Origin of the sequence: Mucilaginibacter sp., from assembly GCF_028287845.1 — a bacterium.
In the GTDB taxonomy this organism is placed as follows: domain Bacteria; phylum Bacteroidota; class Bacteroidia; order Sphingobacteriales; family Sphingobacteriaceae; genus Mucilaginibacter.
The window spans coordinates 56,289-82,894 of record NZ_JAQBOW010000163.1 but is presented as its reverse complement, the minus strand read 5'-3'; the positions used below and the strand labels follow the sequence as shown (position 1 = coordinate 82,894).

The following is a 26,606-nucleotide window of genomic DNA, read 5'->3' as shown; positions in this document are numbered from 1 at the left end:
CGACACTATGAATTCTGTTAATTTGCCACAAATGCAAGCGAGGTGTTTTTATAAGCCTGCTTTTGCAATTGTGTTTTCAGGTTTCTGAAAATCTGCAACGGAGCATCTGTAGCAAAAAGGTTCACCAGCCAGGCAGGAAGGGAACCACCCGGATCTACATGTATTGAATATTCAACGTGCAGTTGATCTGGTCCTATGGGGGTGATAATCCATTTGCCGACAGAATTGTCGATCCTTACAATACCTTTTTTTAGAGGAACAAAACCAGGCACAGCCGGGCCATCAATAGTCACTACTTTCGTATCCGGATCCTGGCTAACTATTAAATGGGCCACAAAGTCGCGGTTCTGGGTAGGCCAGGGCAAGCTAACTTCCGAATAATAATAAAGTTCGGCAGGGGATACCTGTTTAATCAGTTTAGCCGACTTAACGTGGTACACCCAATTAGGGGCGGTATTAATATCCATAAGCAGCGCAACCAGCTGGGATGATGTTGCATTTAAGTCGCGCTGCACTTTGATGGCTTTTATTTTTGAATCTGGCATTATACTGGTATAGACCTTTATGCCATCTTTTTCGGTGCTCAGTTTCCAATCATTTTGTGCAGATGCAGTTTTTAGCCCCAGCACAAGTGATATAAATAATACTTTATTCACTAAATTAATGAATTGATTTGTCCTTTTCATTTCTTCAAATTTTAACAGGACAAATGTAAACTTAGTTGACTATATTAGTCAACTAAGTTTACTACTAATTCATTTTTTATACTTTTATGACGCTCTTATGATTCGTCTGACTTCTGTACCGGGACACTCGCGTTTAAAAGTCAAAGAGTTTTGCTTTTTTCCCCGCATCGCTCGAACGAGTTCGGCGGCACTTTTTATTTGCATCAATAAGTCAAAGTTAATCCGCCACCCAAACCCATATCGCTATCATAGTGGCTGGAAACAGAAAAATATTTGGTGATAATGTATCTTAATCCGGCAGTGTATTCTTTATCTGTGTTACCCATTATAGTGAATCTTAAACGGCTGGTTAGCGGGATATCCTCACGCCCCAACTGGAAGCGCAATTTCCCGTTTCCGTCTATCCTGGCATCGGCAACAAACAGCATCGGTAAAGTATAAGCCAATCCGGCAATTACGGCATGCCGGTTATTCTTATCACTGGCTTGTCCAAATAAGTTGGTTTCCGGTACTCCCACTTTATAATGATAGTCAAAGCCGGCATAGGCATATAACCATTGCATCTGCCCGAAATACCGCCCGAACATCGTTTCACTTTCATATCCTTTGGTATCATTCAAGCCCAAATGCCATAATTCCTGGAATTTCCAGCGGGTATTAGCAAAACTAATGTTGCCATCACTGCCATTGCTCTCCAGGCCGATCTTAGCCATCGGGAAGAAGCGCCTGTCATCGGCGTACACCTTTTTGATAGAATTTGCCGGGTCGGGTATTTCGGGATTGGGTGGTGAATTTTCGTAACTAAAAATGCGCCCCATGCCACTCATCATGTGGTACAGGATATGGCAATGAAAGAACCAGTCGCCACTTGCGGTTGCCGCGAATTCAATGGTATCCGTTTCCATTGGCATAATATCCAGGGTATTTTTTAATGGCGAATAATCGCCCTGGCCGTTTAATACCCTGAAATAATGACCGTGCAGGTGCATGGGATGACGCATCATTGTATTGTTATAAAGTATGATACGCACATTCTCACCTTTTTTGATCAATATCTTATCCGATTCTGAAACTGTTTTATTATTGATTGTCCAAACGTAGCGGTTCATGTTCCCCGTCAGGTTAAAATGCAATAGTTTAACCGGACCGGCCGGCAAATTAGTGGGCTTTATCGCTTTTAGCATACCGTAGTTGAGAGTGACAATACCACCGTTATTCCCCATATCCATACCCGGCATATCCGCCATTTTTTGATCGGGAGCTGATATATCCTTTTTCATCGGGTTGTCACCGTTCATTTCAGGGTACATCACTGTATTCATATCCATCACCTGGTTGGCCATCGCCATGCCATCCATTTGTTTCATATTGCCATCCATGCCCATCATACCGTTCATCATCTTCATGCCCTCAAAATATCTCAGCCGGGGCAAGGGCTTGGCCTTCACTTCCGGCCCGTTACCTAATAATAATGAGGTTGATTTGGTGCGGTCTTCGGCAGTTGCCAAAAACTCATAGCTGCCGTCTTTGGGTATAGTAACTATAACATCATAAGTTTCGGCCACGGCAATGATCATCCGGTCAACCTGTACGGGTTGCACATCCTCACCATCATTAGCAACTACGGTTATTTTGCCGCCGGCATATTTTAACCAGAAATAGGTAGATGAACTACCATTGATAATATGCAGCCTTACTTTGTCGCCTTTTTTAAATTGTGGGGCCCGGTCAGTCATTCTGCCGTTACTGAAAAAACGGTCATAATAAACATCACTTACATCCATCGCCACCATTCTTTTCCATTCGTTGGTCAGCTTGGTTTTAAAGTGGTCATGTGCGATAGCCTCAGCATAATTTGGGGTGCTGCCTTTACGTATGGCGTACCAATCGGTTTGGTTGTGTAAAGAGCGTTCCACTTGTTCGGGATTCTCATCTGTCCAGTCACTTAGCAATAAGGTGTATTCTTTTTGCGGGGTTTTCTTATCAGGATGAATCACAAAGGCACCGTACATTCCGCTCTGCTGTTGGGTCATGGTGTGCGAATGATACCAGTAAGTACCATGCTGTACCAGCGGAAATTTGTAAAAATGCGTTTCGCCGGGTTTGATCGGTGCGGTAGTCAAATAAGAAACGCCATCGTAACGGTTAGGCAATACCAGCCCATGCCAATGGATAGAAGTTTCCATCATCATGCCGTTGTGTACATAAATCTCGGCGGTATCCCCTTCGGTAAATTTCAGTGCCGGAGCGGGTATGCTTCCGTTGATGGCCATACCCGGTCTTGATCTGCCGGTATAGTTAACCAGGGTATCAGTGATATATAAATGATAGATCTCATGTTTGCCTATTTTAGTATAAAATGGCTGACGCGGTTCTTTGCTTTCCATCTTCATCGTTATATGCTGCGCATATCCGGAGAAAGACAGGAAAAAACATAATAAAAGGAACAAGTATTGTTTCATAGAAAATGAAATAAGCTGCCGGGCTAACCCGGCAGCAAGAAATAAATTATTTGGTTCCAGGGTTAAGCGTTTCAGTAACCTTGCCGCAGGTTAGCATCTGGCTGCCGTAATAAGGATTTTTGATCGCAGCTTCAGCCGATAACCAATAACTTTTTTTCATCGGACAGTAAGCATAATAAACCGGCTTATCGGTTAGTTTAATGGCTTTGGCCAGTTTAAAAAAGTTGGCTGAAAAATTAGCGAAATGCTCTCTTTGATGGTCAATATCCTTGCTTTCTGAGATATGCCTCGCATCAAAAGCCAATTTTGCCTGCGCAGCCATAAAAGCACTCATATCCTTTGCCGGAATTGATTTCATATCTACGGCGTTAACAATTTTTAAAAATTCCCCCGCGTGCGTAGCGGCATCTGCGCTGTTTGATTGGATTAAAGCGTTTTTAATACCATAGTACGAAGTAAGCAACGGTGTAAGTGCAGAAGCCTTAACATCCTGTGCAAAAAGTGATCGGGTAATTGTGGTGGCGATAATCGCAACCAATAAAAATATTTTTTTCATGATTATTTAATTAAATGTTATACCATAATTTAAACCATGGCCAAGCCATGGTCAACACAGGGAATAACCTCAATCAAATCTGGAAGCTTCGTATAACGATGCGGATATCAGGTGTTGGCGGGCGCTGTCGCTCATCGATCTGGCTTTGATGGGCTGTTTCAATAACACGCGCCGAAGCAAAAGCATAAACGTATACAGACCGTACGATAGCAACCGGAGCCGGCATTAAAACTTTTAGAGGTTGGGGCACCAGCTTAGCCAGAGCTGCAAAGTTATTAACCGCATTCTGGCAGCACGGATCTTCTTCAGCTGAAAGTATAGGGTGTTGCCTGTCTTGTTGAAGTTGAATAGATGGATCAGAGTGATGTATGCTCACTTCCTTACAGCAGTCATCGTCTTTTTGCAGCACACAATTCAAACCCACCGCTGAATTGAGCAGGAATACAAATAGCAGAAATAGCGCTTTGACCTTCATTTACGATAACAAATTTAAGGAATAAACCGTCAGCGTTTTTATATAATTCCGTTTTAAATTTATAGCCGCGCTGCTGCTATAACCTATTTTTCAGGTTACCTCATTAAGATTCAGTTCGCGGGCAACCGATCATTGGCTTCAATAAAGCCATTAACAGGATATAATACACCAGCCGCTATGTTGTATACCGCTCCTGTTGCTTTTACCAGTTGGGATATTGCTGCTTTGCAAGGTGAAAAATATTTAATATCACTGAATGTGACAGGAATCACTTTTGGATTGGATAAAAAAAGGGAAATTTGTCCGCTATGATTTACAATTAAAAAATGAGCAAAGTCTTCAAAATCATAGCTTAATATCACTGGAAACGTCACTCCCATCTAAATTTCAAATATGAAAGTCGCCGACCAATCAAATATAGTACCCGCTTATTCTTCTGATGAAGCCTACCAAAAATCTCTTGACTATTTTAAAGGGGATGATTTAGCAGCAAGGGTTTGGGTGAATAAATATGCGTTGAAAGACTCCTATGGGGTTATTTATGAAAGCACCCCGGATGATATGCATCGCAGGATCGCAGCCGAAATTGCACGAATAGAACAACGCTATCCTAACCCGTTAACCGCCGAAGATATCTTTGAACTGATCCGCAACTTCAAATATATCATCCCGCAGGGCAGCCCGATGACGGGCATTGGCAATCCTTATCAAATTGCCTCCCTGTCAAATTGTTTTGTAATTGGCAATGAAGGCGATTCCGATTCGTATGGCGGCATTATGAAAATTGACCAGGAGCAGGTACAATTAATGAAAAGGCGCGGCGGCGTGGGCCATGACCTTTCGCATATACGCCCGAAAGGTTCGCCGGTTAAAAATTCCGCGTTAACATCTACCGGTATTGTACCTTTTATGGAGCGTTTTTCAAACTCAACCCGTGAGATTGCCCAAGACGGAAGAAGGGGTGCATTGATGCTTTCCGTGGCTATCAAACACCCCGACTCCGAAGATTTTATAGATGCGAAGATGGATCAGGGTAAAGTAACCGGAGCCAATGTTTCGGTACGTATTGATGATGAGTTTATGAAAGCTGTAGCATCCGGGCGATCTTACCAGCAGCAATATCCTGTTGACAGTAAAATGCCGCTTTACAAAAAAGAAATCGACCCTGCGGTCCTTTGGAAAAAAATTGTACATAACGCCTGGCGTTCTGCCGAACCCGGAATTTTATTTTGGGATACCATAATTCGTGAGTCGCTGCCAGATTGTTACGCCGATTTGGGGTTTAAAACAGTGTCTACCAATCCTTGCGGAGAAATTCCGCTTTGTCCGTACGATTCCTGCCGTTTACTGGCCATAAACCTGTTTAGCTATGTTGAAAACCCGTTTACTGCCGGAGCGACCTTTAATTGGGAATTATTCAACAAGCACATTCATTCGGCTCAGCGCATCATGGATGATATTATTGACCTCGAATTGGAAAAGATTGACGCTATCCTACAAAAGATTGCGGATGATCCCGAGGAGGCAGAATTAAAGCGTACCGAAACTAATTTATGGATCAACATCCGTACAAAAGCTAATGAGGGCAGAAGAACTGGTATTGGTATTACAGCCGAAGGCGATATGCTGGCAGCGATGGGCTTGCGCTATGGTAGTGACGAAGGATCAGCGTTTGCCGTACAGATACACAAGACAATTGCTATTGAAGCTTACCGGGCATCTGTAACAGCAGCGAAAGAAAGGGGCGCTTTTATCCTATTTGATGCCGACCGTGAAAAAAACAATCCTTTCATACTTCGTTTGAAAAAAGCAGATCCGCAGCTTTATTATGAAATGCTGGAGCATGGCAGGCGAAATATTGCTTTGCTCACCATAGCGCCTACCGGGACAACGAGTTTGATGTCGCAAACCAGTTCAGGCATTGAGCCTGTGTTTATGCCTGTTTACAAACGCAGAAGAAAAGTTAACCCAAATGATAAGAATGCACGCGTTGATTTTGTGGATGAAATGGGCGATTCATGGGAAGAATATGTGGTTTTTCATCATCGCTTTAAGCAATGGATGGAAGTGATGGGTCATGATCTGACTAAAAATTATTCGCAAAAACAGTTAGATAACCTCCTGGCCCGGTCACCTTATTATAAAGCGACCTCCAATGATGTGGATTACCTGAAAAAGGTACAGATGCAGGGAGAAATCCAGCAATGGATTGATCACTCCATCAGTGTAACGATCAATATGCCCGCAGAAGTAACGGAAGAAGTTGTGGGGCAATTATACATGGCCGCCTGGAAAGCCGGCTGTAAAGGGGTAACCGTATACAGGGATGGATCACGATCCGGAGTACTGATCGCGAATACCGAATCCAAGCCCAACGCGGAACAGAGAGGTCAACCGGTATTTCCAACCACCAGGCCGCCTGTGCTTGATGCCCAAATAGTTCGTTTTCAAAACAGCAAAGAAAAATGGATCGCGTTTATCGGATTGGTTGAAGGCAAACCTTATGAAATTTTTACCGGTTTTGCCGACGATGAGGACGGTATCCTGATCCCGGGATGGGTTAACGATGGTCTTATTATTAAAAGCAGGGAGGCAGACGGAGGATCACGTTATGATTTTCAATATGAGAATAAACACGGGCATAAAATAACCATTGAAGGTTTATCCTATAAATTCAATCCGGAGTACTGGAATTACGCAAAGTTAATTTCAAGCACCCTGAGACATGGTATGCCTATTGAAAAAGTGGTTGATCTGATCAACAGCCTGCAGCTGGATGAAGCTATTAATACGTGGAAAAACGGCGTAGCCCGCGCGCTTAAAAGATATGTGCCGGACGGCACAGAAACGAAGAAGCAACAATGCCCGAATTGCAATTCCGCCAACCTACAGTACCAGGAAGGATGTTTAACCTGCAAAGACTGTGGTTCCTCCAAATGTGGATAGCTTTAATAGTAAAAAGGCAGGCGTATGATTTGTACGCCCACCTGGTGCGAACCGGGACAGCTTATCTTAAAAAAAATAACTTCCTCAAATTGTAGCATAATGAAACAATAAGGAAGTTATTTTGAAAAATTACCTTAGTTAAGGCTGGATAATAAATCAGTTTAATTCAAGGATCAATTCTTCTTTAGGGCGACGAACTTTTTTCATGTTTGCCAGCCAATCATTAGCCGTGTCTCTATAGCCCAGTGGCAGCATGGTAACACTGCGTAACCCTTTTTCCCGTAGCCCCAATAGTTTATCTAACTCTGAGTTTACAAATCCTTCCATAGGTGTAGCGTCTATTTTTTCAATAGCTGCTGCTGTAGTAGCAACTCCAAAGGCAAGATAGGTTTGTTTAGCTGCCCAGTTGAACTGTTCCTCCGGCGTAAAACCTGAAAACATACCCTTAATCTGGTTTATATAGTCTGTTAAGGCGTCGGCCGGAAGGTTGCGCTCGCGGATTACCTGGTCGAAAACATAGTCGACCTTTTCGGAGGTAACGGTATCCCAGGCGGCAAAAACCAGCAGATGTGAAGCCTCAGTAATTTGCGGTTGATTATAGGCGATTGGTTGGATTTTCTCCATCAATTTTTTGTCCGTGATAACCAGTATAGTGAAGGGCTGTATCCCATTGGAAGTCGGCGCCATCCTTGCAGCCTCTAAAATAATATCAATTTTCTCCTGCGGAACTCTTTCTCCCGTCATTCTTTTTGTGGCATAACGCCAGTGCAAAGACTCTAAAATGCTCATAGCTGTAATTTGTTATTTATTTAAAATTTAAATTTGTGCGATTTATCTATTTATTCTGTATTAATTGTTTTCTGGAAGTAAAATTGAAAATTGTTTTTATCGATTTTTTCAAACATGGCTTCCTGCTCATCCAAACATATGTCCACACATGAACGTAAAAAAAGGGGTTCGCGATATGTGAATCCCTTTTGTGCATCTGAAAAACAGATTAGAATTATTGAATGTATTGGCAGAAAATAAAAAATTCCTTTTCTATTCCATGGATGAACAACATTTCGGTGCCGGCCATAACTCCATCCTTTTTCAACGATCCATTTTGCCTATTCAACGAATACCCGATAGTGCTTTTTGCTGCTTAGTTTAATTTTACATAGCAAAACGAAACCACCGTTAACAACGGATATAATTTTTTATTTATCAACTATTTATAAAAATCAAGATGGAAGCGAACATTGAAATTGAAGAAGAAAAAACACAAGCCATAGCGGATCAATTGGCTAAACTTTTGGCAGATGAACTCGTTCTATACACCAAAACCCGTAACGCCAACTTAAACATAAAAGGACCGGACTTTGATTGTATACACCTCTTTTTTGAAGAGCAGTATGAAGAACTGGACGAATTGATGGATAGTGTTGCAGAACGCATCTGCATGATCGGCCATTACGCGCCGGGCACTTTGGCACAACTGCTGCAACTTTCCCAACTGACTGATTACAGCGAAAGGGAAAATGATAGCCTGGGCTACCTGAAGGAATTATTGAAGGACCATGAAAGTATAATAGCATTTTTAAAGGGTAACATCATTGCTTTCGCTGATGAATATTATGTCCTGGGAATAAGCGACTATATTACAGACTTGATGGAAACACATGAAGGTATGGCCTGGATGATCCGCGCCCATTTGATCTAAGCTGTGTCGATCCAAAACACGAATACGCTCCTGTCGCGCGTGACCACGAAAAAAAAAGCCAATGAATAGTTGCGAAATAAGAATGCAGGATTAATAATAAAATAACGTGTTTAGCGATTGAAAATCAAGCAGCAAGCTAGATATTCCGGGAGGCTTGACCAGCCTGATCCGTGCGCTTTGGAGCACCGAATTGTGTAAGCCATTAAGATAATCGCTATTAATAAATTAATATGGTCAAAGTGTTACGGAATTAACTGTTTGTTATTCTGGAATGGGGTGGTCAATTGCTCCAGAATGTCCACTTATGCTATAAGAGGATTGTCAATATTACTTCGTGACAACCTCTTTCTGTTTTAATTACCTCTAATTATTGATATTATTGAAAACCTATTGTAAGATAGGTTGTTATAATTCTATCTCATTGCTCCCAAATACCCTTTGAAATAGCCCAACCACTCATTTAGGTTACATACCCAATAGGATTAATTTAAATTAAGAATTGATTGTTATGCCGACCAATATTTTTAGGTTAAATATATTAATTCAATTTTTTATTTGTCCAAATATCAACCATAATGAAAAGGAATACAATCATTTTTGGAACAAAAAAAATGGAAATCCAATTGTTCCAGATCATGCTGAAATGCATTGCAGTATTAATACTTCTTAATTTAATTTTTTCCTCGGATTTGTTGGCCCAGGAACAAACAAGTAATAAAAAGAAGGATATTGATGAAATTAGGCTAAAGCTAAATGACGACGGAAGCCATTATCTCAAACTTACAATTTTGGGCCAGTTTTGGTTTCGTTACAATGAGAGCAATCCGGGAACTACTGTTTTGAAAGAACCAACCGCCCAAACTTTTGATATCGGAATACGAAGAGCACGATTCCAATTTTATGGGCAACTTACAGATCATACTTTTTTTTATTTCTATTTTGGACAGGATAACTTCAACTATCTTTCACCAAGAAAATTTACGCCTTTTATACAAGATGCTCTGGCCGAATACAAGGTTAAGAAAAGAAGTGAGGCATTGATTTTTGGCGGCGGTCTCAGTATTATTGGCGGATTATCACGCTTTTCCCAGCCCCAGGTCGCCAATATCATGTCGATGGATATACCGCTTTTTACACAATCAACCTTTGACCTCACCGACCAGGCCGGACGCAAATTAAGTATGTATGCGCGGGGCCAGGTTGGCAAACTGGATTACCGTTTAATTCTCAGCAACCCATTTCCTATAACTACAAGCGGTACGATTCTTCCAACCGGAAATCCTACCTCCTCCTATTCTAATTTTGCTCAACAAGGAAATCATTTACAATATCAAGGGCTCTTAATCTGGAATTTCTTTGACAGGGAAACTCACGTAGTAGCCTATATGCCGGGAACGTACTATGGCAAAAAAAAAGTCTTGAACTTGGAGGCTGGGTTTATTGAACAAAAAAACGCAACATGGTCCAGCCCGGATGGCGGCCAAACTGTTAATTATCATCCGCTAAATTGCTGGTCGGTTGCTGTCTTTTACGACGCTCCTTTAAATAAAGAAAAAGAAACTGCCTTAAATGCATATCTTGGATACTTTGATACTCATTATGGCCCGGGTTATTTACGTTATGTTGGGATAATGCCCCCAGCCGATGGGCTGACTGCATCAGCCCCCTATCTTGCCGGCAGCCAGGGTAATGCTTTTCCTACGTTTGGCACTGGGCACGTTATTTATTCGCAATTTGGCTATTTATTAGATAAGGATTTATTGGGAAAGAATAATGGTACGCTTATGCCTTATGCCACTTTGCAAACCGCAAGCTATGATCGCCTTGATAAACGAATGACAGTATTTGATTTGGGTATCAATTGGCTTATCAATGGAAATACAAGCAAACTGTCCCTCGATTATCAAAACAGGCCGGTTTATTCTTTGGTTGCCAATAATTTGACAAGAAATGCCTCGAGGGAAGGACAATTGGTATTGCAATACCAGTTTTCTTTTTAGCAATACCGGGAAAGTTATCCATGCAACAAGTGGACCTGACCCAAAATGTTCCGCTGGTTGCTTTAAACACAAGTTTTAAAATTGGTCAAAACAAAAAAAACGACCTTTACAATATCGTAAAGGTCGTTTGTGCGCCCTAATGGGTGGTTCTCGAACCACTTCCCCAGAGATTTGCAGATTTTGGCAAACTTACCTTAACGTATGGACTAGAAAAGCTAAGGTAAGTTTGTACTGTTATGTAATAACTTTGCACATGCCATCTAATAGAGCGATTAGTTGTTAATCCTGAACACATCTAAATCCAACATGCTCCATTCCACTATCCTCTGTACTCTTCATGCGCCTGGCTACACGATAACCCGAGCAATAACTGTCATTACATAAAAAGGATCCCCCTCTTATTACCCGTTTTTTAGCGTATGGATCTTCAGGGTCATAACTATTAGCCGGCCCTTTGGGGTTTAAAGCACCTTTTGCAATAGTTGAATAGTATTGGTTATTGTAAAAGTCGGCGCACCATTCCCAGGCATTTCCCGCCATATCATACAAGCCATAACCATTCGGTGTAAATGATGCAACAGGCGCCAGGCCATAGAACTTGTCTCTCAACGTATTATGATCTGGAAAATGCCCCTGCCAGGTATTAGCTTTTACTTTACCCTGATCAACCGGTTCATCACCCCAGGGGTATATTTTGTTCTGCAACCCTCCCCTTGCGGCCCACTCCCATTCAGCCTCAGTAGGCAGGCGTTTACCTGCCCATTTACAGTAGGCAACAGCATCATACCAGGATATATGCACCACAGGATAATTGTCCTTCCCTTTGATATTGCTACCCGTACCGTGCGGATGTTTCCAATCAGCATCCTTTTTCCAGGCCCACCATTGTGTATAATCATTCAGGTCAACAGGAGTTTTTGGCGGATCAAATACCAGTGATGCCGCAACCAATAAACTATCATCCGGTTTAGGTGTGCCTGGGGCAACTTGTTTTTTCAACTCGTTCCAATCTGGCTTACGCTCAGCAGTGGTTATGTATCCGGTAGCTTTAACAAACCGGGCAAACTCAGCATTGGTAACCTCCGTTACATCCATCCAAAAGCCGTTTAGTGTTACCTTGTGTGTTGGATATTCGTCCGGCGAGGCTTGCTTATTATTGGCACCCATTATAAATGTGCCTGCTTTTATCCAGATCATTCCTTTATGAGATTCACCTGTTTTAAATTCCGGTACATTGGTGATCGTTGTTTGCAACGAAACAAAACGTTTCGGAATATTTGATTCACAGCATAATGCCCTTGTTGCTTTAACAGGCGTAACTACGCTGGTTGCCTGGTCTGCTTTACACTTGCACGATGACCATACAAGACTTATGCCCAGCAATAAAATCAATATCGGCAGCCACTTTATTACTTGAAATTCTTTTTTCATCATCATTTGATAAATGAAACCTGCTGCAACAATTGCTGCAGCAGGTTCTCATCATTATTTATATTCAATTGTGACATTCTTCAAATGTCCGGTAAATTTGAAAGGGGTTTTATAATGATCAGACACTGCTGAATTCAGATCCTGTCCCACATCAATAGCATCAATGTAGCCCCCAATGTATTTTATTTCGTCGGCAACTATGTCCCTTTCGGCTACTTTTACGTCATTTACATAAATGGACTCTGTTCCAGCATTTTCGTTTCGGTTTGCTTTAACTTTCTGACCGGCTACCGCATCCTGATCACCCTCTTTTGCTTTAGGAGCAATATAATGTAATTCAAACCGCAGGTTTAATTTCCCTTCGGGCAGAGGTTTTGATTCAAGGTATTTGACAATAGTTCCGGTATTATGCGCCACCTGAAATTTTCCATTTTTAATAAACAAGCTTAAGCCGTCAAAGTCGCCTCCATTTGCATATAATACCCCCTGGTCATTTTTTGAATAAGCATCTACCTGTGCAGTAATTGAGAATGATTGTTTGCTTAATTGCGGGCCGCTGTAACTTAAAAACTGATCGACCCCTGGATATAACACAATTTTATTCGAAAATCCGAATGCACTTCTTTTTCTGCCGCCTATTCCTCCATCCTGAGAACCATCAATAAGTGGATAAACATTATATTTTTTTGCTTCATGGTCAAACAGGTCCACTAATTCTTTCAACTTTCCCGTGTCTTTTTTTGCGAGGTCGATCCTTTCATTAAAATCATTATTCAGATTATATAATTCCCATACATCATTAGCAAAGTCGGTCCCGGTTTGATGATACACTTCTGCCTTCCAGCCATCTTTGTAAATGGCTCGTTTACCTCTTAGCTCATAATATTGAATGGTATGACGAGACGCTACAGCAGCATCCTTGATGCTATAAACAAGGCTAGAGCCTTCGAATGGCTTCTGTTTATATCCGTTGATCACATCAGGAACGGTAGTGCCGGTAAGGTCAACAATGGTAGGCGCTATATCAATAATATGACTGTACTGATTTCGGATACCTTTTTCTTTTATTCCTTTAGGATAAAAAATAATTAATGGGTTGTGCGTACCCCCTTCTGAGTTAGCGTCTGCTTTCCATAAGCGAAATGGCGTATTTGTTGCCTGTGTCCATCCGGAAGGTGCATCCATGTCTGAACTTGATGTTCCAAACTCATCAATATGCTTTAAAGCCTCGGCTACCTGTTCTTTGCCGGGCAGGCCAGTAATATGCCCATTAAAACTACCGTTCGGCGTGCTGTGGCTCGACCCATTGTCGCCTATCATTGCCAAAATGATCGTGTTATCTAACTGGCCTGTTTCCTTAAGATAGTTTACAATCCTTCCAAATTCATAATCAGCCTGGGTAAGCATAGCTGCATATACTTCCATGTGCTTTGAATAAAGCTCTCTCTGATCAGGGGTAAGACTGTCCCAGGCTGGCACTGTTGGATCGCGATCCGGTAAAATGGCATCGGCAGGAATTATACCTAATTTTTTCTGCCTTGCAAATACTTCTTCACGGTACCAGTCCCACCCCTTGTCGAATTTTCCTTTGTATTGATCTATAAATTTTTTATCTGCCTGGTGAGGCGCATGGATAGCGCCCGTAGCAAAGTATAAAAAGAAAGGGTTATCCGGATTGGCTGACCTTTGATTGGCAATATATTTAATGGCCTTATCTGCAAGCAGGGTACTTACGTGTTTGGTATTGGGCTCCACATCAGCTACCTGGTTATCTTCATATAGATTTGGGTGATACTGATCTGTATGGCCAAGATGCCATCCAAAAAAATGGTCAAAGCCCTGCCCTGTAGGCCAACGGTCAAAAGGCCCTGCCGAGGTGATTTCGTTAAGCGGGGTCAGGTGATATTTCCCGACCGCAAATGTATTGTAATGGTTCTCGTGCAATATCTGGGCTATAGTTGCCTTATCACCGGGCATGTGGGCATCGTAACCCGGGAAACCCATGGCACTATAATTAAAGTATCCCATGTGCACCGAATGATGATTGCGCCCCGTTAACAGTGCGGCACGGGTTGGGCCACAAATAGCTGTTGTGTGAAAATTAGTATAGCGCAAACCATGACTGGCCAGGCTATCCAGCGTAGGGGTTTCCATTAAACCGCCAAACGCGCTTGATGTACCGTAGCCGGCATCATCAATTAAAAACAGAACTACGTTGGGTGCTCCTTTTGGTGCATGCTTTTTTTCGGGCCACCACTCTTTTGATTCACTAAAGGTTTTTCCTATTTTACCTTTAAAGGTTTCTGCTGTATCCGTTTGCGCATCAGCATGCTGTAGAAATGCAAAAAGCAACAAACCCGGGGTTAACATGTAACCTGTTATTCGTTTTAAATTTGATATGAATTTCATAGTTATATATGAGTTTTGATGAATGATTACTTATTAGTTTACTACCACCCGGGGTTCTGCGTTACTTTTGGGTTGATATCTATTTCGGCCTGCGGAATGGGAAACAAATTGTCTTTATCGCTCACAGCGAATTTTGCCTTGACCGTTTTTACTGCAGTAACCAACCGTCCGGTTCGTACAAGGTCAAACCAGCGCTGGCCTTCTTGTACAAATTCAAAACGTCGTTCCTGATAAACTGCATCCCTGAAAGCAGATTGGGACAGTCCCGGTGTAATATCAGGCACTTTTGCTCTTTCCCTTACCTGGTTAATGGCTGCATAGGCCGCAGTTGTAGGGCCCTGATCCTCGTTCAGCGCCTCAGCATACATCAGCAATACATCAGCATAACGCAGCACCGGGAAATTGATGCCGGATTCAATAGGGGTAAGCAATTGGGTCGTATCTACAAATTTTCTGAGTCCGATGTATTTAAATGTATACGAAAGCCCGGTAGTTGGATTAACCAACGATGTAAAGTAAGTAACGGCTTTGCGGGTGTCGGTAGACAGAAATGATCGGTACAAATTGCTGTCAGCTGGAAGGTCAGGTGGAATTTTAGTACTAAATCCCGAAAACACATCAGTCATGATCCGGTCCCGGCTATTGCTTGCACCCGAGTTAGAAAGAAATTGTACTGAAAAAATATGTTCCTTCCCGTTTTTGGTCGATTTATTAAAAACGTCTGCATAATTATTGAAAAGTCCATAGCCATAAGGGCCACTGATCACCTCAAGAGATTTGGCGATGGCATTTTTCCAATCCTTTCTTGTCAGATATACTTTTGCCAGCAAGGTTTTTGCGGCACCCGAAGTAGCCCTGCCAATGTCATTTCCGGAATAACTGACAGGCAGATTTTCGGCATCGGTAAGGTCTGCAATAATCTGTTTGTAAACATCCTCGGCAGGTGTTCTTTCAACAGTAGTCTGGCTTATGGTAGCGGCCTGGTGCAGCACCAAAGGAACATCACCAAATAAGCGCACCAGATTAAAATATAGTAAAGCCCTTATAAATTTTGATTCGCGCACAAGCCTGTTCTTGATCGTGGTATCCAGTTGCATAGGTGATATATTATCAATAGCTACATTGGCCCAGTTTATTCCACGATAATGCTGCGTCCAGTTTCCCAGTATGCGGTTATTATTGGCTATATAGGTAATACTGCCCATCGCTCTCACATCGGCATTACTGGCGGCATTGCCCTCCGTTTCGTCATCCGTTGCCGCGTCCGCCATAAAATAAAGCTGGCGGCCATACATCGGGAAATCGCCGCCCGGATCGGTATTAAGTGAACTATAAACAGAGGTTACTGCTGATATTGCATCGTTTTCTGATTGATAAAACTGGCCCTGCACAATGATCGATTTTGGATCTTCATTCAGCTTTTTGCAGGACAAAAAGGCAATTGTCACCAATAAAAAAAGTCCTATTTTTTTCATGATATTCATAACTTAAAATGTGATGTTTAATCCCGCCAGGAAAGTTTTAGAACTTGGGTAAGTGCCGAAGTCTATTCCTTGCAACAGGTTATTTTGTCCAAACGTATTTACCTCCGGATCGTAACCTGTATAATGGGTGAACGTGAGCAGATTCTGGGCCGAAACGTACACTCTTAATTGTTTGGCCAATATTTTATGGGCCACTGCCGGGCTGAAATTATAACCCAGCGAAATATTCTTTAACCGCAAGTAAGAGCCGTCCTGCATATATTGGTCAATCACTTGCGCCACCGGACTATAACTTGCGCGTGGTATGCTATTACTTGGGTTGGTTGGTGTCCAGCGTTGCAGCAATACTGTTGATGCATTTTGACCCAGGTTGGTCAGCTCCAGTTCTTCCTGCAATAAATTGTAAATTTTATTACCATAAGATCCCTGGAAGAAAACAAACAGGTCAAAATTTTTGTAAGTAAACGTGTTCGAAAAACCATAAATGAATTTCGGCTGCACGCTACCGAGATTGGTTTTATCATTAGCGTTGATGGCACCGTCTTTATTAATGTCCACATATTTACGGTCGCCGGCTTGCTCAGTACCAAGCGTTGGCAATTGGCTTATGTTATCAGTTGATTGTATGATCCCAGCTGTTTTATAGCCCCAAATAGTACCAAGTGGCGAACCAACTTTTACAACTACTGGTGAAAGTTTATACAACGGATCGCTGTATGCATCGGCGATTTGCGCATAAAATGATTGCTGCCCGTTAAGACTCAATACCTTGTTGCGGTTAAAGGAAACGTTGGCGGAAGTTTTCCATTTAAAAGAGCCTGATTTTATATTTTCCGTATTTAATGCGATTTCGAGCCCCTTATTTTCCACGCTGCCTGCATTCTCCAGTTCAGCAGCATAACCAGATGAAAGCTGAACAGGCACACTGATGAGCAGGTTGCTTGTTCTTTTATAATAGGCATCTGCTGTAATACTTACCCGGTTGTCCAATAAACCCAGATCTACGCCCACATCATATTGCGCTGTCGTTTCCCATTTCAGATCAGGATTACCAAGACTGGTTGGAGCAAAGCCGGTTTGAACAGTTCCGTTAAAGAAATAATTGGTTGGGCTAAGGGTTACCAGAGACTGATACTCCCCTATCTCCTGGTTACCGGTTGTACCTGCACTTAAACGCAGGTTTAAATTGGAAATGGCTGGTGCATTTTTAAGAAAATCTTCCTCTTTTACGTTCCATGAAAAACCTGCCGATGGGAAATAGCCCCATTTATTATTTGCTCCAAAACGTGATGAGCCGTCGGCCCTGGCGGTTACCGTAAAATTATACCGATGTAAAAAAGAATAGTTTATACGACCCAGCCATGAATTAAGGGTCCAGCTATATTGACCCGAAGTAGGAATTAGCGGAACAGATCCACTCTGCAAGCTATTATATCCCGTAAGGTTAGAAATAAAATTTTGCGATCCCGACGTATTAAAAATACCTGTAGATGTTTGGGTTGTGTAGCCAACTAATACATTAAACGAATGCTCATTTAAGACTTTATTATAGGTAAGGGTGTTCTCGTTTACCCAGGTAGCTACTTTATTTGCGCCTATATTTGCAATACCGTTTGTAGCATAACCCGAAGTAGTGTTTGAAGGTAAAAACTGGTTCTGCCTGGTATTGATCACATCGGCACCAATACTGACTTTCGCTTTTAAGCCGGGGATAATTTCATACTCGCCATAAAAATTACCTAATACACGAAATGCATCGGTTTCATTGGTGGTTATTAACAGATCCTGTATCGGGTTGCCGGGCGTGGATGTGAAAGGATTGATTGTATTATATGATCCATCAGCATTTTTTATAGGCACCGTGGGCGCGGTGTAAAGGATAGAAGCGATATTAGTTCCCGAGCTACCATTTTGGTACGACTGGCTTCCGGTAGCATTCAGGCCGATCTTAAATTGATCAGAGACATTCCGGGCATAATTGGCTCGTACAGATATCCGTTTGAAACCCGAATTGAGTATGACCCCTTCCTGGTCAAAATAATTACCTGAAATATCATAAACCGACTTATCATCCCCTCCTGAAACAGAAATTGAATGATTTTGAATAGGCGCTTTGCGGAAAGCCGCACTTTGCCAGTCGGCCGCTGTCCCAAATGAACTTACCTGGTTGCTTGTATAAAAGGCGGGTAAATTCTGGCTCGCCTGGATATCATTTGTCAGTTGAGCAAACTGGCTTCCATTCAAAAGAGGCAATTTTTTACGTACCTGCTGCTGCCCCACGTATACACTATAGCTTACATCATTATGCCCTTTTTTTCCTTTTTTTGTGGTGATAATCACTACGCCGTTTGCGCCCCTTGATCCATAGATGGCTGTTGCAGAAGCATCCTTGAGGACTTCAATAGACTCAATATCCGAAGGGTTAATAGTTGCTAACGCATTTAATCCCTGAGCGCTGCTATTAGGGTTTACACTACCCTGTGTGCTGGTATTGTCGTTGTAAAATGGAAAACCGTCAATCACATATAAAGGCTCATTGCCCGCGGTGATGGAATTTCCGCCCCTTATCCTTACCGTAGCAGATGCGCCCGGCTGCCCGGAGCTTTGGGTAACCTGTATACCAGGAGCAGCCCCCTGCAGCAAATTATCAGCAGAAGAAACGCCCTGATTTAAGTTCTCTTTCGCAACGGATGAAATAGAGCCGGTAAGCTCCTTTTTCTTTTGTGTACCATATCCAACAATAACCACATCGTTTAATATATTATGATCGGGTTCAAGCCTGATGATAAGATTTTTGTGGGTTCTTATAGATAATTCCTGTGGACGGTAACCTATAAATGATACTACAATAGTCGCATTATTGTTCGGCGCTGGTAAATGGAAAGTACCCTGCTTATCGGTAGTTACGCCTGTTCCGGCATCTTTTATCTTGATACTCGCCCCCGGCAATCCTTGCCCGTTTTCATCAAGTACAGTGCCTGATAAGTTCCTGTCTTCATAATCTCTTGCAGTATCTATTTTGGGGTTTAACTGCTTTAAAAAGTGCCTGCCGGGTAATTTTTTAGGACTTTCTGATTTGGCTGTACTACTGATTATTATAAATAAAAAGAGCAAAAAGAATAGGTATTTTAGAAATCTTGATCCACTCCCAAAAACGGAATGTCTATATATTTCCATATATTTAACTGGTTTTATGTTAATGATTAATTCGTTAGTAAAACTTGTATGAAGATCAGTATGTGATTCGCAGTCTCTCTGGTCTTTCATGTACTTACCGGCAAGGCTTCCTTGCCGGTAATTTTATTTAAGCACAATTATTTATGTCATATCTGTTCTGTTGTATGGTAAGCAATAAATGGGTGTTGGGATGGCATAATCACTGTTGCAGCGTTTAGCAAACAACTAATTATGCTGAAGGAAAAGTTCAGCAACAACAGTACATTGGACGCAATGTTGTTATACAAACAGGTTTTGCCGCTATCTCATAAAAATGTAAACGTGTTTTCATAAACTTCATTTATGAGGCAAATATAGAGTTTTTTAATTAATATACTAATTCTATAGAATTTATAGGTTTAATATATTACACATAAGTATTTTACCTTATAAAGAAGTGATTGTAACTAAGCCCCACAATAAAACCCATAATCATATCCAAAAAGTTATTATCCCTATTACAAAGTATTTTGAATGTTTTTTGGATATTCAATTCAGGGTTTCATCTACTGGTATAAACATTAAAATTTCAATATTCTTGAATTGCTATCCAAGATTTACACCATGCCTATAAAGTAAGAAATCTCATATTTCTTGGATTGAAATGAGTGGGGAGAATACATAATTAACAGCTAAGTTAGGACTGGTGCTTCCGAAGCGTGCAAAAGCTTACCGAGCATAAACCCGCAAGGCCAACGCACTATCCATTTATATCTTTTCCTTTTGCACTTGATCGCACCAAACCTGAGTAGGCTTAATAATTATTTATTCACTTAAACATATTATTTATGGACAGACATTCAATTGAAGGCAAATTACACTACGTTTGAGTATAACTTTTTGCGCCAAAGTGTGCCAAAAAGTGCGCCAAATCCTAATAATAACACAGAAAATACGAAACAGAAAGTAATTTCAACAGAACGACAGACAACTCAATTCTATTAACTAATAGATTCAAAAACTGCATTTCAAGCTTATAGAGGCACTTTTCAGCTTAAAACAACAAAGCCTCTTAGATTGCTCTAAGAGGCCTTAAGTGCGCCCACCTGGGCTCGAACCTATCTTTGTTATCAACTGATAATCAATGAATTATAAAGCTTTCGTCGTTTGAGGTAGTTACATAGGTAACACGCCCTGCCGATAGTCAAATATAGTAATTTGTAATGATTTGTTGATAGTGAACATTGTTTGATTTCGATATTCTATATATCAATTTTTATGATTCTTTTATAAAGATCATGATAATCCAAACCAGTTGTTCGATTCCCGCCCTGGATACTTTTTGGCTTACCGTATGTTCAATGTATGTTGGATATGCGGCCCAGGCATTTTAGGCATAGTCACCGTAAAACCCCTGTTAATGAAATTTCAGTTTTAACAGGATGGGTTAATAATCTTTGATTTACCCTTTATTAATAGTAACAAGGGAATCAAACTCTGCCATAGCCAAAATTCTTCATAAATTCATGTTCTATCACATTTTTTAGCGTATCCGTCACATTTTTAAAAAACGCTTTAGCAGATGTGGTAATATTGATAAAAAATAGGATATGAAGGTTAGGTGGAGAAAACACGAGATCATAATCGTCTCAATGCTGGTAGGCTTAACAGCCATAGGCGATATATTATATAATAAAAAATTTACCGGACAATTTCTTATAGACCAAGGTATTAAAGCTTTTAATGATAATCATATTCGTTTTAGCTACAGCAACAACGTTCTGCTGCCTCAAGCAGGCGTTTTACTTGTATTCTACCTAATATATTTATGGCTGAATCTTATTACTGTTCCCACATTTTTAAAATCAAACAAAACAAAAATCATTGCTTATTTTTTAGCTGCCTTACAGCTGGTTACATTAAGCTATTTATTGGCCCTGGGTGTAAATGCAGCAACATACTATGCACATCCTTATTACTTTAATTATGGCGGATTTGGTTCTTTTGCCATGTTCGGCTATAACGATGAGCCATTGAAACATTTATTTTTTGGCTTTGATAGGGCCCTTATTTTAGTAGGTATTTATTTGACTTACATAAGCATAAGAGAGTATATCATCTATAAAATAGATAAATCCGGCACCAAAAAGCCGTTTCGGATTTTAATTACTAATCAAATTACTACATTACTTGTCATCTTCTTCACTGTACCGGCGTTAGCATTGACATTCCATCTTATAAACAATGACTTTATTTATCTTATTTACTTTGTTTTTGTAAGCCCTACCATTATAGTTTATATTACATTAACTTACTGGCTATTCCCGGCAAAAGAAGTAGTGAGTTTCAATTTTCAATTTGTTGGGCGCTTGATAGTGATTACTTTTATTTTCACTTTCATCGGGCCAGTATTCTGGGTATTATTTACACATGTTGGTTTCAATGGTAATTTATTACCCCTTTGTTGGGGTTTCCAACTATTGGTTGTAACGCCTGTTACATGGTTGCTTTATCAGCAGCGGAAAGATAAAATATTACAATTAAGCGGTGCAGCAAAAGCACTAACTAAATCAAAAGCTGATCTTCAGTTTCTGCGCTCACAAATCAACCCTCATTTTTTATTTAACGTATTAAATACTTTATATGGCACTGCTTTGCGAGAAAAAGCGAAAGATACGGCAGAAGGCATACAAAAACTTGGGGATATGATGCGCTTTATGTTGGGTGATAATCATCTTGATTTTATTCCGATGAGCAGTGAGATAGCCTATCTGAATAACTACATTTCGCTTCAAAAATTGCGAATCCAGATAGTCGAAAATATTACAATTGAAACAAATATTAATGAAGACAATTGCAGGCATCTTATTGCACCTATGCTGCTTATTCCATTCGTAGAAAACGCTTTTAAGCATGGTATAAACCCACTTGAAAAATCATGGATTAAAATTAATCTGAATTGCGACCAACAACAAATACATTTTGAAGTACGCAACAGTGTATTCCCCACTACTGATAATGACCCCGAAAAAGATTATTCCGGCATTGGGCTGCAAAATGTTCGGGAAAGATTGAATTTATTTTATATCGATCAGTATCAATTGAATTACGGAATAAACAACGCAGAGTTTGTTGCAGAACTGATTATTGACACAATGCTAATAACTAATTGAGATATGTTGCAAGCTATAGCGATTGATGATGAACCCATTGCACTGGAAATTATAAAAAACCTGGCGGCAGAAGTGCCTTTTATAGAGGTGATGGCTTGTTTTACTAATGCTTTAGCTGCGACAAGCTATCTGCAAAAAAACAAAGTAGACGTACTTTTCCTGGATATTAAAATGCCAAACCTGTCAGGTATAGACTTTATAAAAACTATTAGTAATCCTCCACTGGTGATTTTCACAACAGCTTATAGTGAACATGCTGTACAAAGCTTTGAACTTGATGCCATTGATTATTTATTAAAGCCATTTTCTTTAGAACGCTTTTTAAAAGCCTGCAATAAAGCTTTCGAGCAATTTGAATTAAGGAAAAATCACCAGATGGTTCAACCGATGGCTCCGGCAATGTTTATTAAAAGTGGTTATGAACACATTAGGGTTGAACTGGATGATATTTTATATGTAGAAAGCGTAGGCAATTATGTGCAATTTGTAAAGGAGAAACAGAATATTACCTCACGTTTGACGATGGGCGAAGCAGATGCTTTCTTGCCGGGTTCCGCCTTTGTACGTATTCACCGGTCTTATATCGTCTCAAAAAAACACATCCGAAAAATAGATAAACGAACGGTTTGGATAAATCAAAAAGAGATACCCATAGGTGAGGCCTACTTGCAGAACATCAAAAAAATAATCAAAAACAACTAAATAACATGAAAAAAATACTTTTAACGGCACTGGCCCTTTGGCCGGTACAAACTCTTATTGCCCAAACAACAGCAAAAAAATTAGACTCGCTGATGAATGGCTATACACAGGTACATAAGTTTAATGGCTCGGTATTGGTAGCTAAAAACGGGCGGATCGTTTTGGAAAAAGGCTATGGCTTTAAAAATTTCAAAGCCCAAACTTTAGATGATGCCAATACCATTTACCAGCTAGCTTCAATCACCAAGCAATTTACATCTACAGTTATATTAAAGCTAATAGAGGCGCATAAATTGGCGTTAACAGATAAACTCACCAAATACTACCCTAATTATCCTAATGGCGAAAATATTACCATTTATAACCTTTTAACACATACAGCCGGTATACCTAATTATACCTTGGATTCTGTATTTATGAAAGATATAGTGCATAAACAAGCCAAACCACTAAGTATAGTTGACGCGCTGATTAAATACAATAAGGCCGACTTCGCGCCCGGTACAAACTGGAAATACAGCAATCAGGGATACCAGTTGTTAGGTGAAATTATTGAAGAACTCACTAAAATGACTTACTATCAGGCCGTGAGAAAATACATATTTATCCCTTTGCATATGTATAACAGCGGGTTTGATTTTATACACCTGAAAAGCAGCAACAAAGCAACAGGCTATTATACCTACCCATCAAAAAACAACAGCCAGGAAGCTTCTATTATTGATTCGGTTGAGACTTTTTCAGCCGGCTCAATTTATTCGACTATCGGCGATCTGTTTAAATGGCATAAAGGGCTTCAGGACCATCAAATTATTAGTAAAGCATCGCTTGACCAGGCTTATACGCCCGTTAAAAACCATTATGGTTTTGGTTGGCAGATTGATTCGCTTTACGATAAAAGAGTGATATCTCATAGCGGAGATATATGGGGTTTTAAAACCAATATAGCCCGTATAACGGACGATGACGTATGCGTTATCCTGCTCAACAATATTGAGGATGAAGAGATGAGAGGCGAGGTTACAAGGGATATACTTTCTGTTCTTTACGATAAACCATATGCCGTGCCTGTTAAAAGACGGGAAATAAAAATAGATGAAGAAATACTTAAAAAATACGCTGGTATTTATGTTACTCCGAATTTTTCGATGGAGGTTACGATTGAAAACGGGCAACTATGGATACAGACAACAGGGAGGCCCAAAGAAAAAATGTTCGCACAAACAACTAATTTTTTCTTTTCGAAAGAGGCAGAGGCACAAATAAAGTTTGAAAATGATGAAACCGGCAAGGTGGACAAGGTAACTATATACGTGTCGGGGCGGCAGTTAGAAGGTAAAAAAACGAATTAAATCAACATCAATATGAAATCTCTAATTTTGATTTTTGAAGGATCGGCTGCCAAGACTTTGCGAACAGGAACGTTTTTTCGCATATAATCCAAGACCATTGTCAATAAAAACTGGCCGCTGGCTTCAATATAACCACTTGTTTATTAATAGCATGTTCACTATGACTATTCACGTTACGTGAACAAAACAAAATGATGAACGAAAGTAAGATAGTGGAAACGGGCCGGACATAAAAAACCGCTAAGCCATTAGCGGTTGGTTGGGTAATACAATTGGGTTAGTCTCGGTTATTAATGCATAATTGACGCCCGATATCCCTGACAGGTTCCTGATCATCATCATCACATTGTCAGGGTTTTCTTTCCGGGGTAACAATTTGAAGGATATGTTCATTGCCTTCTTTAAAAGCATTGCTCTGAATTAATACTTGTTGCATAACTTCCATAGATTCGCCGGTAATCGTGGCGCTGAATAAAAGGGCCCGTTGCAGCATTCGGATGTAGATATCAGCTTGGTTCCTCCTGGTTAATTGCCTTAGTGCACCGAGATAGTCTTCACGAAATACCGTTGGAATGATGATTTTAGTTTGTTCGGCTTTGACCAGCTCCGCATTCATCATTACCCTTGCGACCCTGCCATTGCCGTCCAGAAAAGGGTGTACTTCGCTGATCATAAACATCATATAAGCTGCTTTGGAGAATGGATGTTGCAGGCCTCTATAAAAATCAAAGCCCTGAATGAGCGTACCCCTGACCAGAGAATGATCAACAAATTCCGTATCCCCGGCGCGGTTATTCTTGTCTTTAAATTCGCCTGGATTTTTGGACGGCCTGGCGCTCAGCATGATTTTGTGCCGGTATTGTAGTATCTGCAACAGCTGTTCAGGACTTTCGGGGGTAATGGCCATTTCTGTCCGGTTACTCACGATTTGATAAGTACCAAGTACATCATGGGAATCCTCGTCCCTTGCAGGCAGCGGTTTGCCGGTTTCAATGATTTGTTTTGCTTCCTCAATACTGAATTTAGTTCCTTCTATGAAATTGGAAAAGTAGGCCTCGAAAAATGCAAAATTCCTAAATGATTTCAGCGTCATATTGTTTTCAGGCACGTCGGCAAACTCGCGCTGTTGCAATTCCACGAATAGTTTTTCAAAAAGAACGATACGTTGCGGGTCATACGGGTGCCCAAATGCCCTGGCGATAGCGACCGGCGAAGTTAAGATATCCGATGGTTTAGTGGTCAGGATGACGCTGATCAGCCGATTCAGTTTGTTAAACTCCTTTTGCATGCTGAGTTCTTCGCTGAGCTGCCGGGCGGTGTCACGCAACATATTTAATCCATCTTCCCCTTTGACCCTAACGACCTGGTCCATCTTTTCTTCGATTTCGGGTAACGTCAACGTTTTCGATTGCGGGCCTGGCTTCCGGGATTCCTGGAAATTTTCCAGCAAGGCGCGTTCCTGTTGCGAAACATACAGGCCATCGGAAAACAAGATGTCCCCAAGTACAGGCCCCTGCCCTTTAAAAAAATTCAAAGTCACGCCCGGAAGTTTGATCTTGCGGTCATGTGTATAGGTTAGAAACAGGTCGCCTGAAGATGTCGGCTTGTACTCCAATGCCGAACGATGGCTTAACACGATTCCGGGATATAATTTCCCTATAATTTTGAAAACATTGCGCCTGACAATAACGGCAGGATCTTCATCCAGGTTCGGGGTAAATACCCTGGCGGCGATCTTGCGAATCTTACCGTCCTTTTCAAGTTTTGATATTGCCCTGCTCGTTCCGGGATCACTTGATGAAAAAATGATCTCTTGCAGGTGTAGTGGGATGTTTTTATCCATAACAGGTTGACCTTTACAAATTTTTACGGCTAATCAGCGCTAAACCCTTATTTGAGCAATTTTTTGCGACTAATTGTCGAATATATGCAAAAATTTGCGATTAGCAATAATGGGGTCAAATCAAATATTTGCGATTAAAAGCTGAAATAGCTACGGCAGGACTGCATGGTTGTAAAAATGTATTTTATAACTTAATTCTCAATAATTGCTTTAACTGACAAGCTATTCT

At 40.9% G+C, this 26,606-nt stretch carries 16 protein-coding genes; 6 read left to right on the top strand and 10 right to left on the bottom strand.

The annotated features are described in order from the left end of the window. Positions 1–17 precede the first annotated feature (17 nt). The 4 genes from JWP71_RS17065 to JWP71_RS17050 form a co-directional block, all read right to left on the bottom strand. Positions 18–686: an START domain-containing protein gene (locus tag JWP71_RS17065; RefSeq protein ID WP_299502492.1), complete on the bottom strand. Its 669-nt coding sequence runs from the start codon at positions 684–686 to the stop codon at positions 18–20. A 203-nt stretch (positions 687–889) separates the two neighbouring features. Next, positions 890–3,073 (bottom strand): multicopper oxidase domain-containing protein, encoded by a 2,184-nt coding sequence (locus JWP71_RS17060; protein ID WP_299502490.1) that lies wholly within the window; start codon positions 3,071–3,073, stop codon positions 890–892. 121 nt (positions 3,074–3,194) lie between these two features. Continuing rightward, a complete protein-coding gene (locus JWP71_RS17055; RefSeq protein ID WP_299502487.1) occupies positions 3,195–3,704 on the bottom strand; it encodes a DUF3347 domain-containing protein in 510 nt (169 codons plus the stop codon). 73 nt (positions 3,705–3,777) lie between these two features. Further along, positions 3,778–4,113, bottom strand: coding sequence for a hypothetical protein (locus tag JWP71_RS17050; RefSeq protein WP_299502484.1), 336 nt, complete (start codon positions 4,111–4,113; stop codon positions 3,778–3,780). 459 nt (positions 4,114–4,572) lie between these two features. On the opposite strand from JWP71_RS17050, the gene JWP71_RS17045 reads away from it, so the two are divergent. Continuing rightward, positions 4,573–7,125 carry an adenosylcobalamin-dependent ribonucleoside-diphosphate reductase gene (locus JWP71_RS17045; RefSeq protein ID WP_299502482.1) on the top strand — a complete coding sequence of 851 codons (2,553 nt, stop codon included), beginning with the start codon at positions 4,573–4,575 and terminating at the stop codon, positions 7,123–7,125. Between the two features lie 156 nt (positions 7,126–7,281). Here the strand turns inward: JWP71_RS17045 and JWP71_RS17040 are convergent, their stop codons facing one another. Next, on the bottom strand, positions 7,282–7,914 hold the full coding sequence (locus JWP71_RS17040; protein WP_299502479.1) for an NAD(P)H-dependent oxidoreductase: 633 nt from the start codon (positions 7,912–7,914) through the stop codon (positions 7,282–7,284). A 439-nt stretch (positions 7,915–8,353) separates the two neighbouring features. On the opposite strand from JWP71_RS17040, the gene JWP71_RS17035 reads away from it, so the two are divergent. Next, the gene (locus JWP71_RS17035; RefSeq protein WP_299502477.1) at positions 8,354–8,827 is read left to right on the top strand and encodes a DNA starvation/stationary phase protection protein; all 474 of its coding nucleotides are present in this window, start codon (positions 8,354–8,356) and stop codon (positions 8,825–8,827) included. A 575-nt stretch (positions 8,828–9,402) separates the two neighbouring features. After that, complete coding sequence (locus JWP71_RS17030) at positions 9,403–10,827, top strand: hypothetical protein (RefSeq protein WP_299502475.1); 1,425 nt, start codon at positions 9,403–9,405, stop codon at positions 10,825–10,827. 279 nt (positions 10,828–11,106) lie between these two features. Here the strand turns inward: JWP71_RS17030 and JWP71_RS17025 are convergent, their stop codons facing one another. Genes JWP71_RS17025 through JWP71_RS17010 form a run of 4 tightly spaced genes read right to left on the bottom strand, consistent with a single transcriptional unit; the run spans position 11,107 to position 19,328 of the window. After that, positions 11,107–12,258, bottom strand: a complete 1,152-nt coding sequence (locus tag JWP71_RS17025; protein ID WP_299502473.1) for a formylglycine-generating enzyme family protein — start codon at positions 12,256–12,258, stop codon at positions 11,107–11,109. A 54-nt stretch (positions 12,259–12,312) separates the two neighbouring features. Continuing rightward, complete coding sequence (locus JWP71_RS17020; protein WP_299502471.1) at positions 12,313–14,667, bottom strand: arylsulfatase; 2,355 nt, start codon at positions 14,665–14,667, stop codon at positions 12,313–12,315. Between the two features lie 41 nt (positions 14,668–14,708). After that, positions 14,709–16,142, bottom strand: coding sequence for a RagB/SusD family nutrient uptake outer membrane protein (locus JWP71_RS17015; protein ID WP_299502469.1), 1,434 nt, complete (start codon positions 16,140–16,142; stop codon positions 14,709–14,711). Positions 16,143–16,154: 12 nt separating this feature from the next. Next, entirely contained in the window at positions 16,155–19,328 is a 3,174-nt protein-coding gene (locus JWP71_RS17010) for a TonB-dependent receptor (RefSeq protein ID WP_299502467.1), read from the bottom strand. 1,589 nt (positions 19,329–20,917) lie between these two features. Between JWP71_RS17010 and JWP71_RS17005 the strand changes: the two genes are divergently transcribed. The 3 genes from JWP71_RS17005 to JWP71_RS16995 are packed head-to-tail and all read left to right on the top strand — an operon-like array spanning position 20,918 to position 24,534. Beyond that, positions 20,918–22,480, top strand: a complete 1,563-nt coding sequence (locus tag JWP71_RS17005) for a histidine kinase (RefSeq protein WP_299502465.1) — start codon at positions 20,918–20,920, stop codon at positions 22,478–22,480. Positions 22,481–22,483: 3 nt separating this feature from the next. Continuing rightward, positions 22,484–23,182, top strand: a complete 699-nt coding sequence (locus tag JWP71_RS17000) for a LytTR family DNA-binding domain-containing protein (protein WP_299502463.1) — start codon at positions 22,484–22,486, stop codon at positions 23,180–23,182. Positions 23,183–23,187: 5 nt separating this feature from the next. Further along, positions 23,188–24,534, top strand: a complete 1,347-nt coding sequence (locus JWP71_RS16995; RefSeq protein ID WP_299502460.1) for a serine hydrolase — start codon at positions 23,188–23,190, stop codon at positions 24,532–24,534. A 349-nt stretch (positions 24,535–24,883) separates the two neighbouring features. On the opposite strand, the gene JWP71_RS16990 is transcribed toward JWP71_RS16995, so the two are convergent. Then, on the bottom strand, positions 24,884–26,377 hold the full coding sequence (locus JWP71_RS16990; protein WP_299502458.1) for a Fic family protein: 1,494 nt from the start codon (positions 26,375–26,377) through the stop codon (positions 24,884–24,886). Positions 26,378–26,606: the final 229 nt, after the last annotated feature.

What these genes read in the sequence shown, in the direction of transcription:
- JWP71_RS16995 (WP_299502460.1), top strand. Translation starts at nt 23,188, where the DNA reads ATGAAAAAAATACTTTTAACGGCACTGGCCCTTTGGCCGGTACAAACT.
- JWP71_RS16990 (WP_299502458.1), bottom strand. Translation starts at nt 26,377, where the DNA reads ATGGATAAAAACATCCCACTACACCTGCAAGAGATCATTTTTTCATCA.
- JWP71_RS17020 (WP_299502471.1), bottom strand. Translation starts at nt 14,667, where the DNA reads ATGAAATTCATATCAAATTTAAAACGAATAACAGGTTACATGTTAACC.
- JWP71_RS17065 (WP_299502492.1), bottom strand. Translation starts at nt 686, where the DNA reads ATGAAAAGGACAAATCAATTCATTAATTTAGTGAATAAAGTATTATTT.
- JWP71_RS17060 (WP_299502490.1), bottom strand. Translation starts at nt 3,073, where the DNA reads ATGGAAAGCAAAGAACCGCGTCAGCCATTTTATACTAAAATAGGCAAA.
- JWP71_RS17010 (WP_299502467.1), bottom strand. Translation starts at nt 19,328, where the DNA reads ATGGAAATATATAGACATTCCGTTTTTGGGAGTGGATCAAGATTTCTA.
- JWP71_RS17040 (WP_299502479.1), bottom strand. Translation starts at nt 7,914, where the DNA reads ATGAGCATTTTAGAGTCTTTGCACTGGCGTTATGCCACAAAAAGAATG.
- JWP71_RS17030 (WP_299502475.1), top strand. Translation starts at nt 9,403, where the DNA reads ATGAAAAGGAATACAATCATTTTTGGAACAAAAAAAATGGAAATCCAA.
- JWP71_RS17015 (WP_299502469.1), bottom strand. Translation starts at nt 16,142, where the DNA reads ATGAAAAAAATAGGACTTTTTTTATTGGTGACAATTGCCTTTTTGTCC.
- JWP71_RS17000 (WP_299502463.1), top strand. Translation starts at nt 22,484, where the DNA reads ATGTTGCAAGCTATAGCGATTGATGATGAACCCATTGCACTGGAAATT.
- JWP71_RS17005 (WP_299502465.1), top strand. Translation starts at nt 20,918, where the DNA reads ATGAAGGTTAGGTGGAGAAAACACGAGATCATAATCGTCTCAATGCTG.
- JWP71_RS17025 (WP_299502473.1), bottom strand. Translation starts at nt 12,258, where the DNA reads ATGAAAAAAGAATTTCAAGTAATAAAGTGGCTGCCGATATTGATTTTA.
- JWP71_RS17055 (WP_299502487.1), bottom strand. Translation starts at nt 3,704, where the DNA reads ATGAAAAAAATATTTTTATTGGTTGCGATTATCGCCACCACAATTACC.
- JWP71_RS17045 (WP_299502482.1), top strand. Translation starts at nt 4,573, where the DNA reads ATGAAAGTCGCCGACCAATCAAATATAGTACCCGCTTATTCTTCTGAT.
- JWP71_RS17035 (WP_299502477.1), top strand. Translation starts at nt 8,354, where the DNA reads ATGGAAGCGAACATTGAAATTGAAGAAGAAAAAACACAAGCCATAGCG.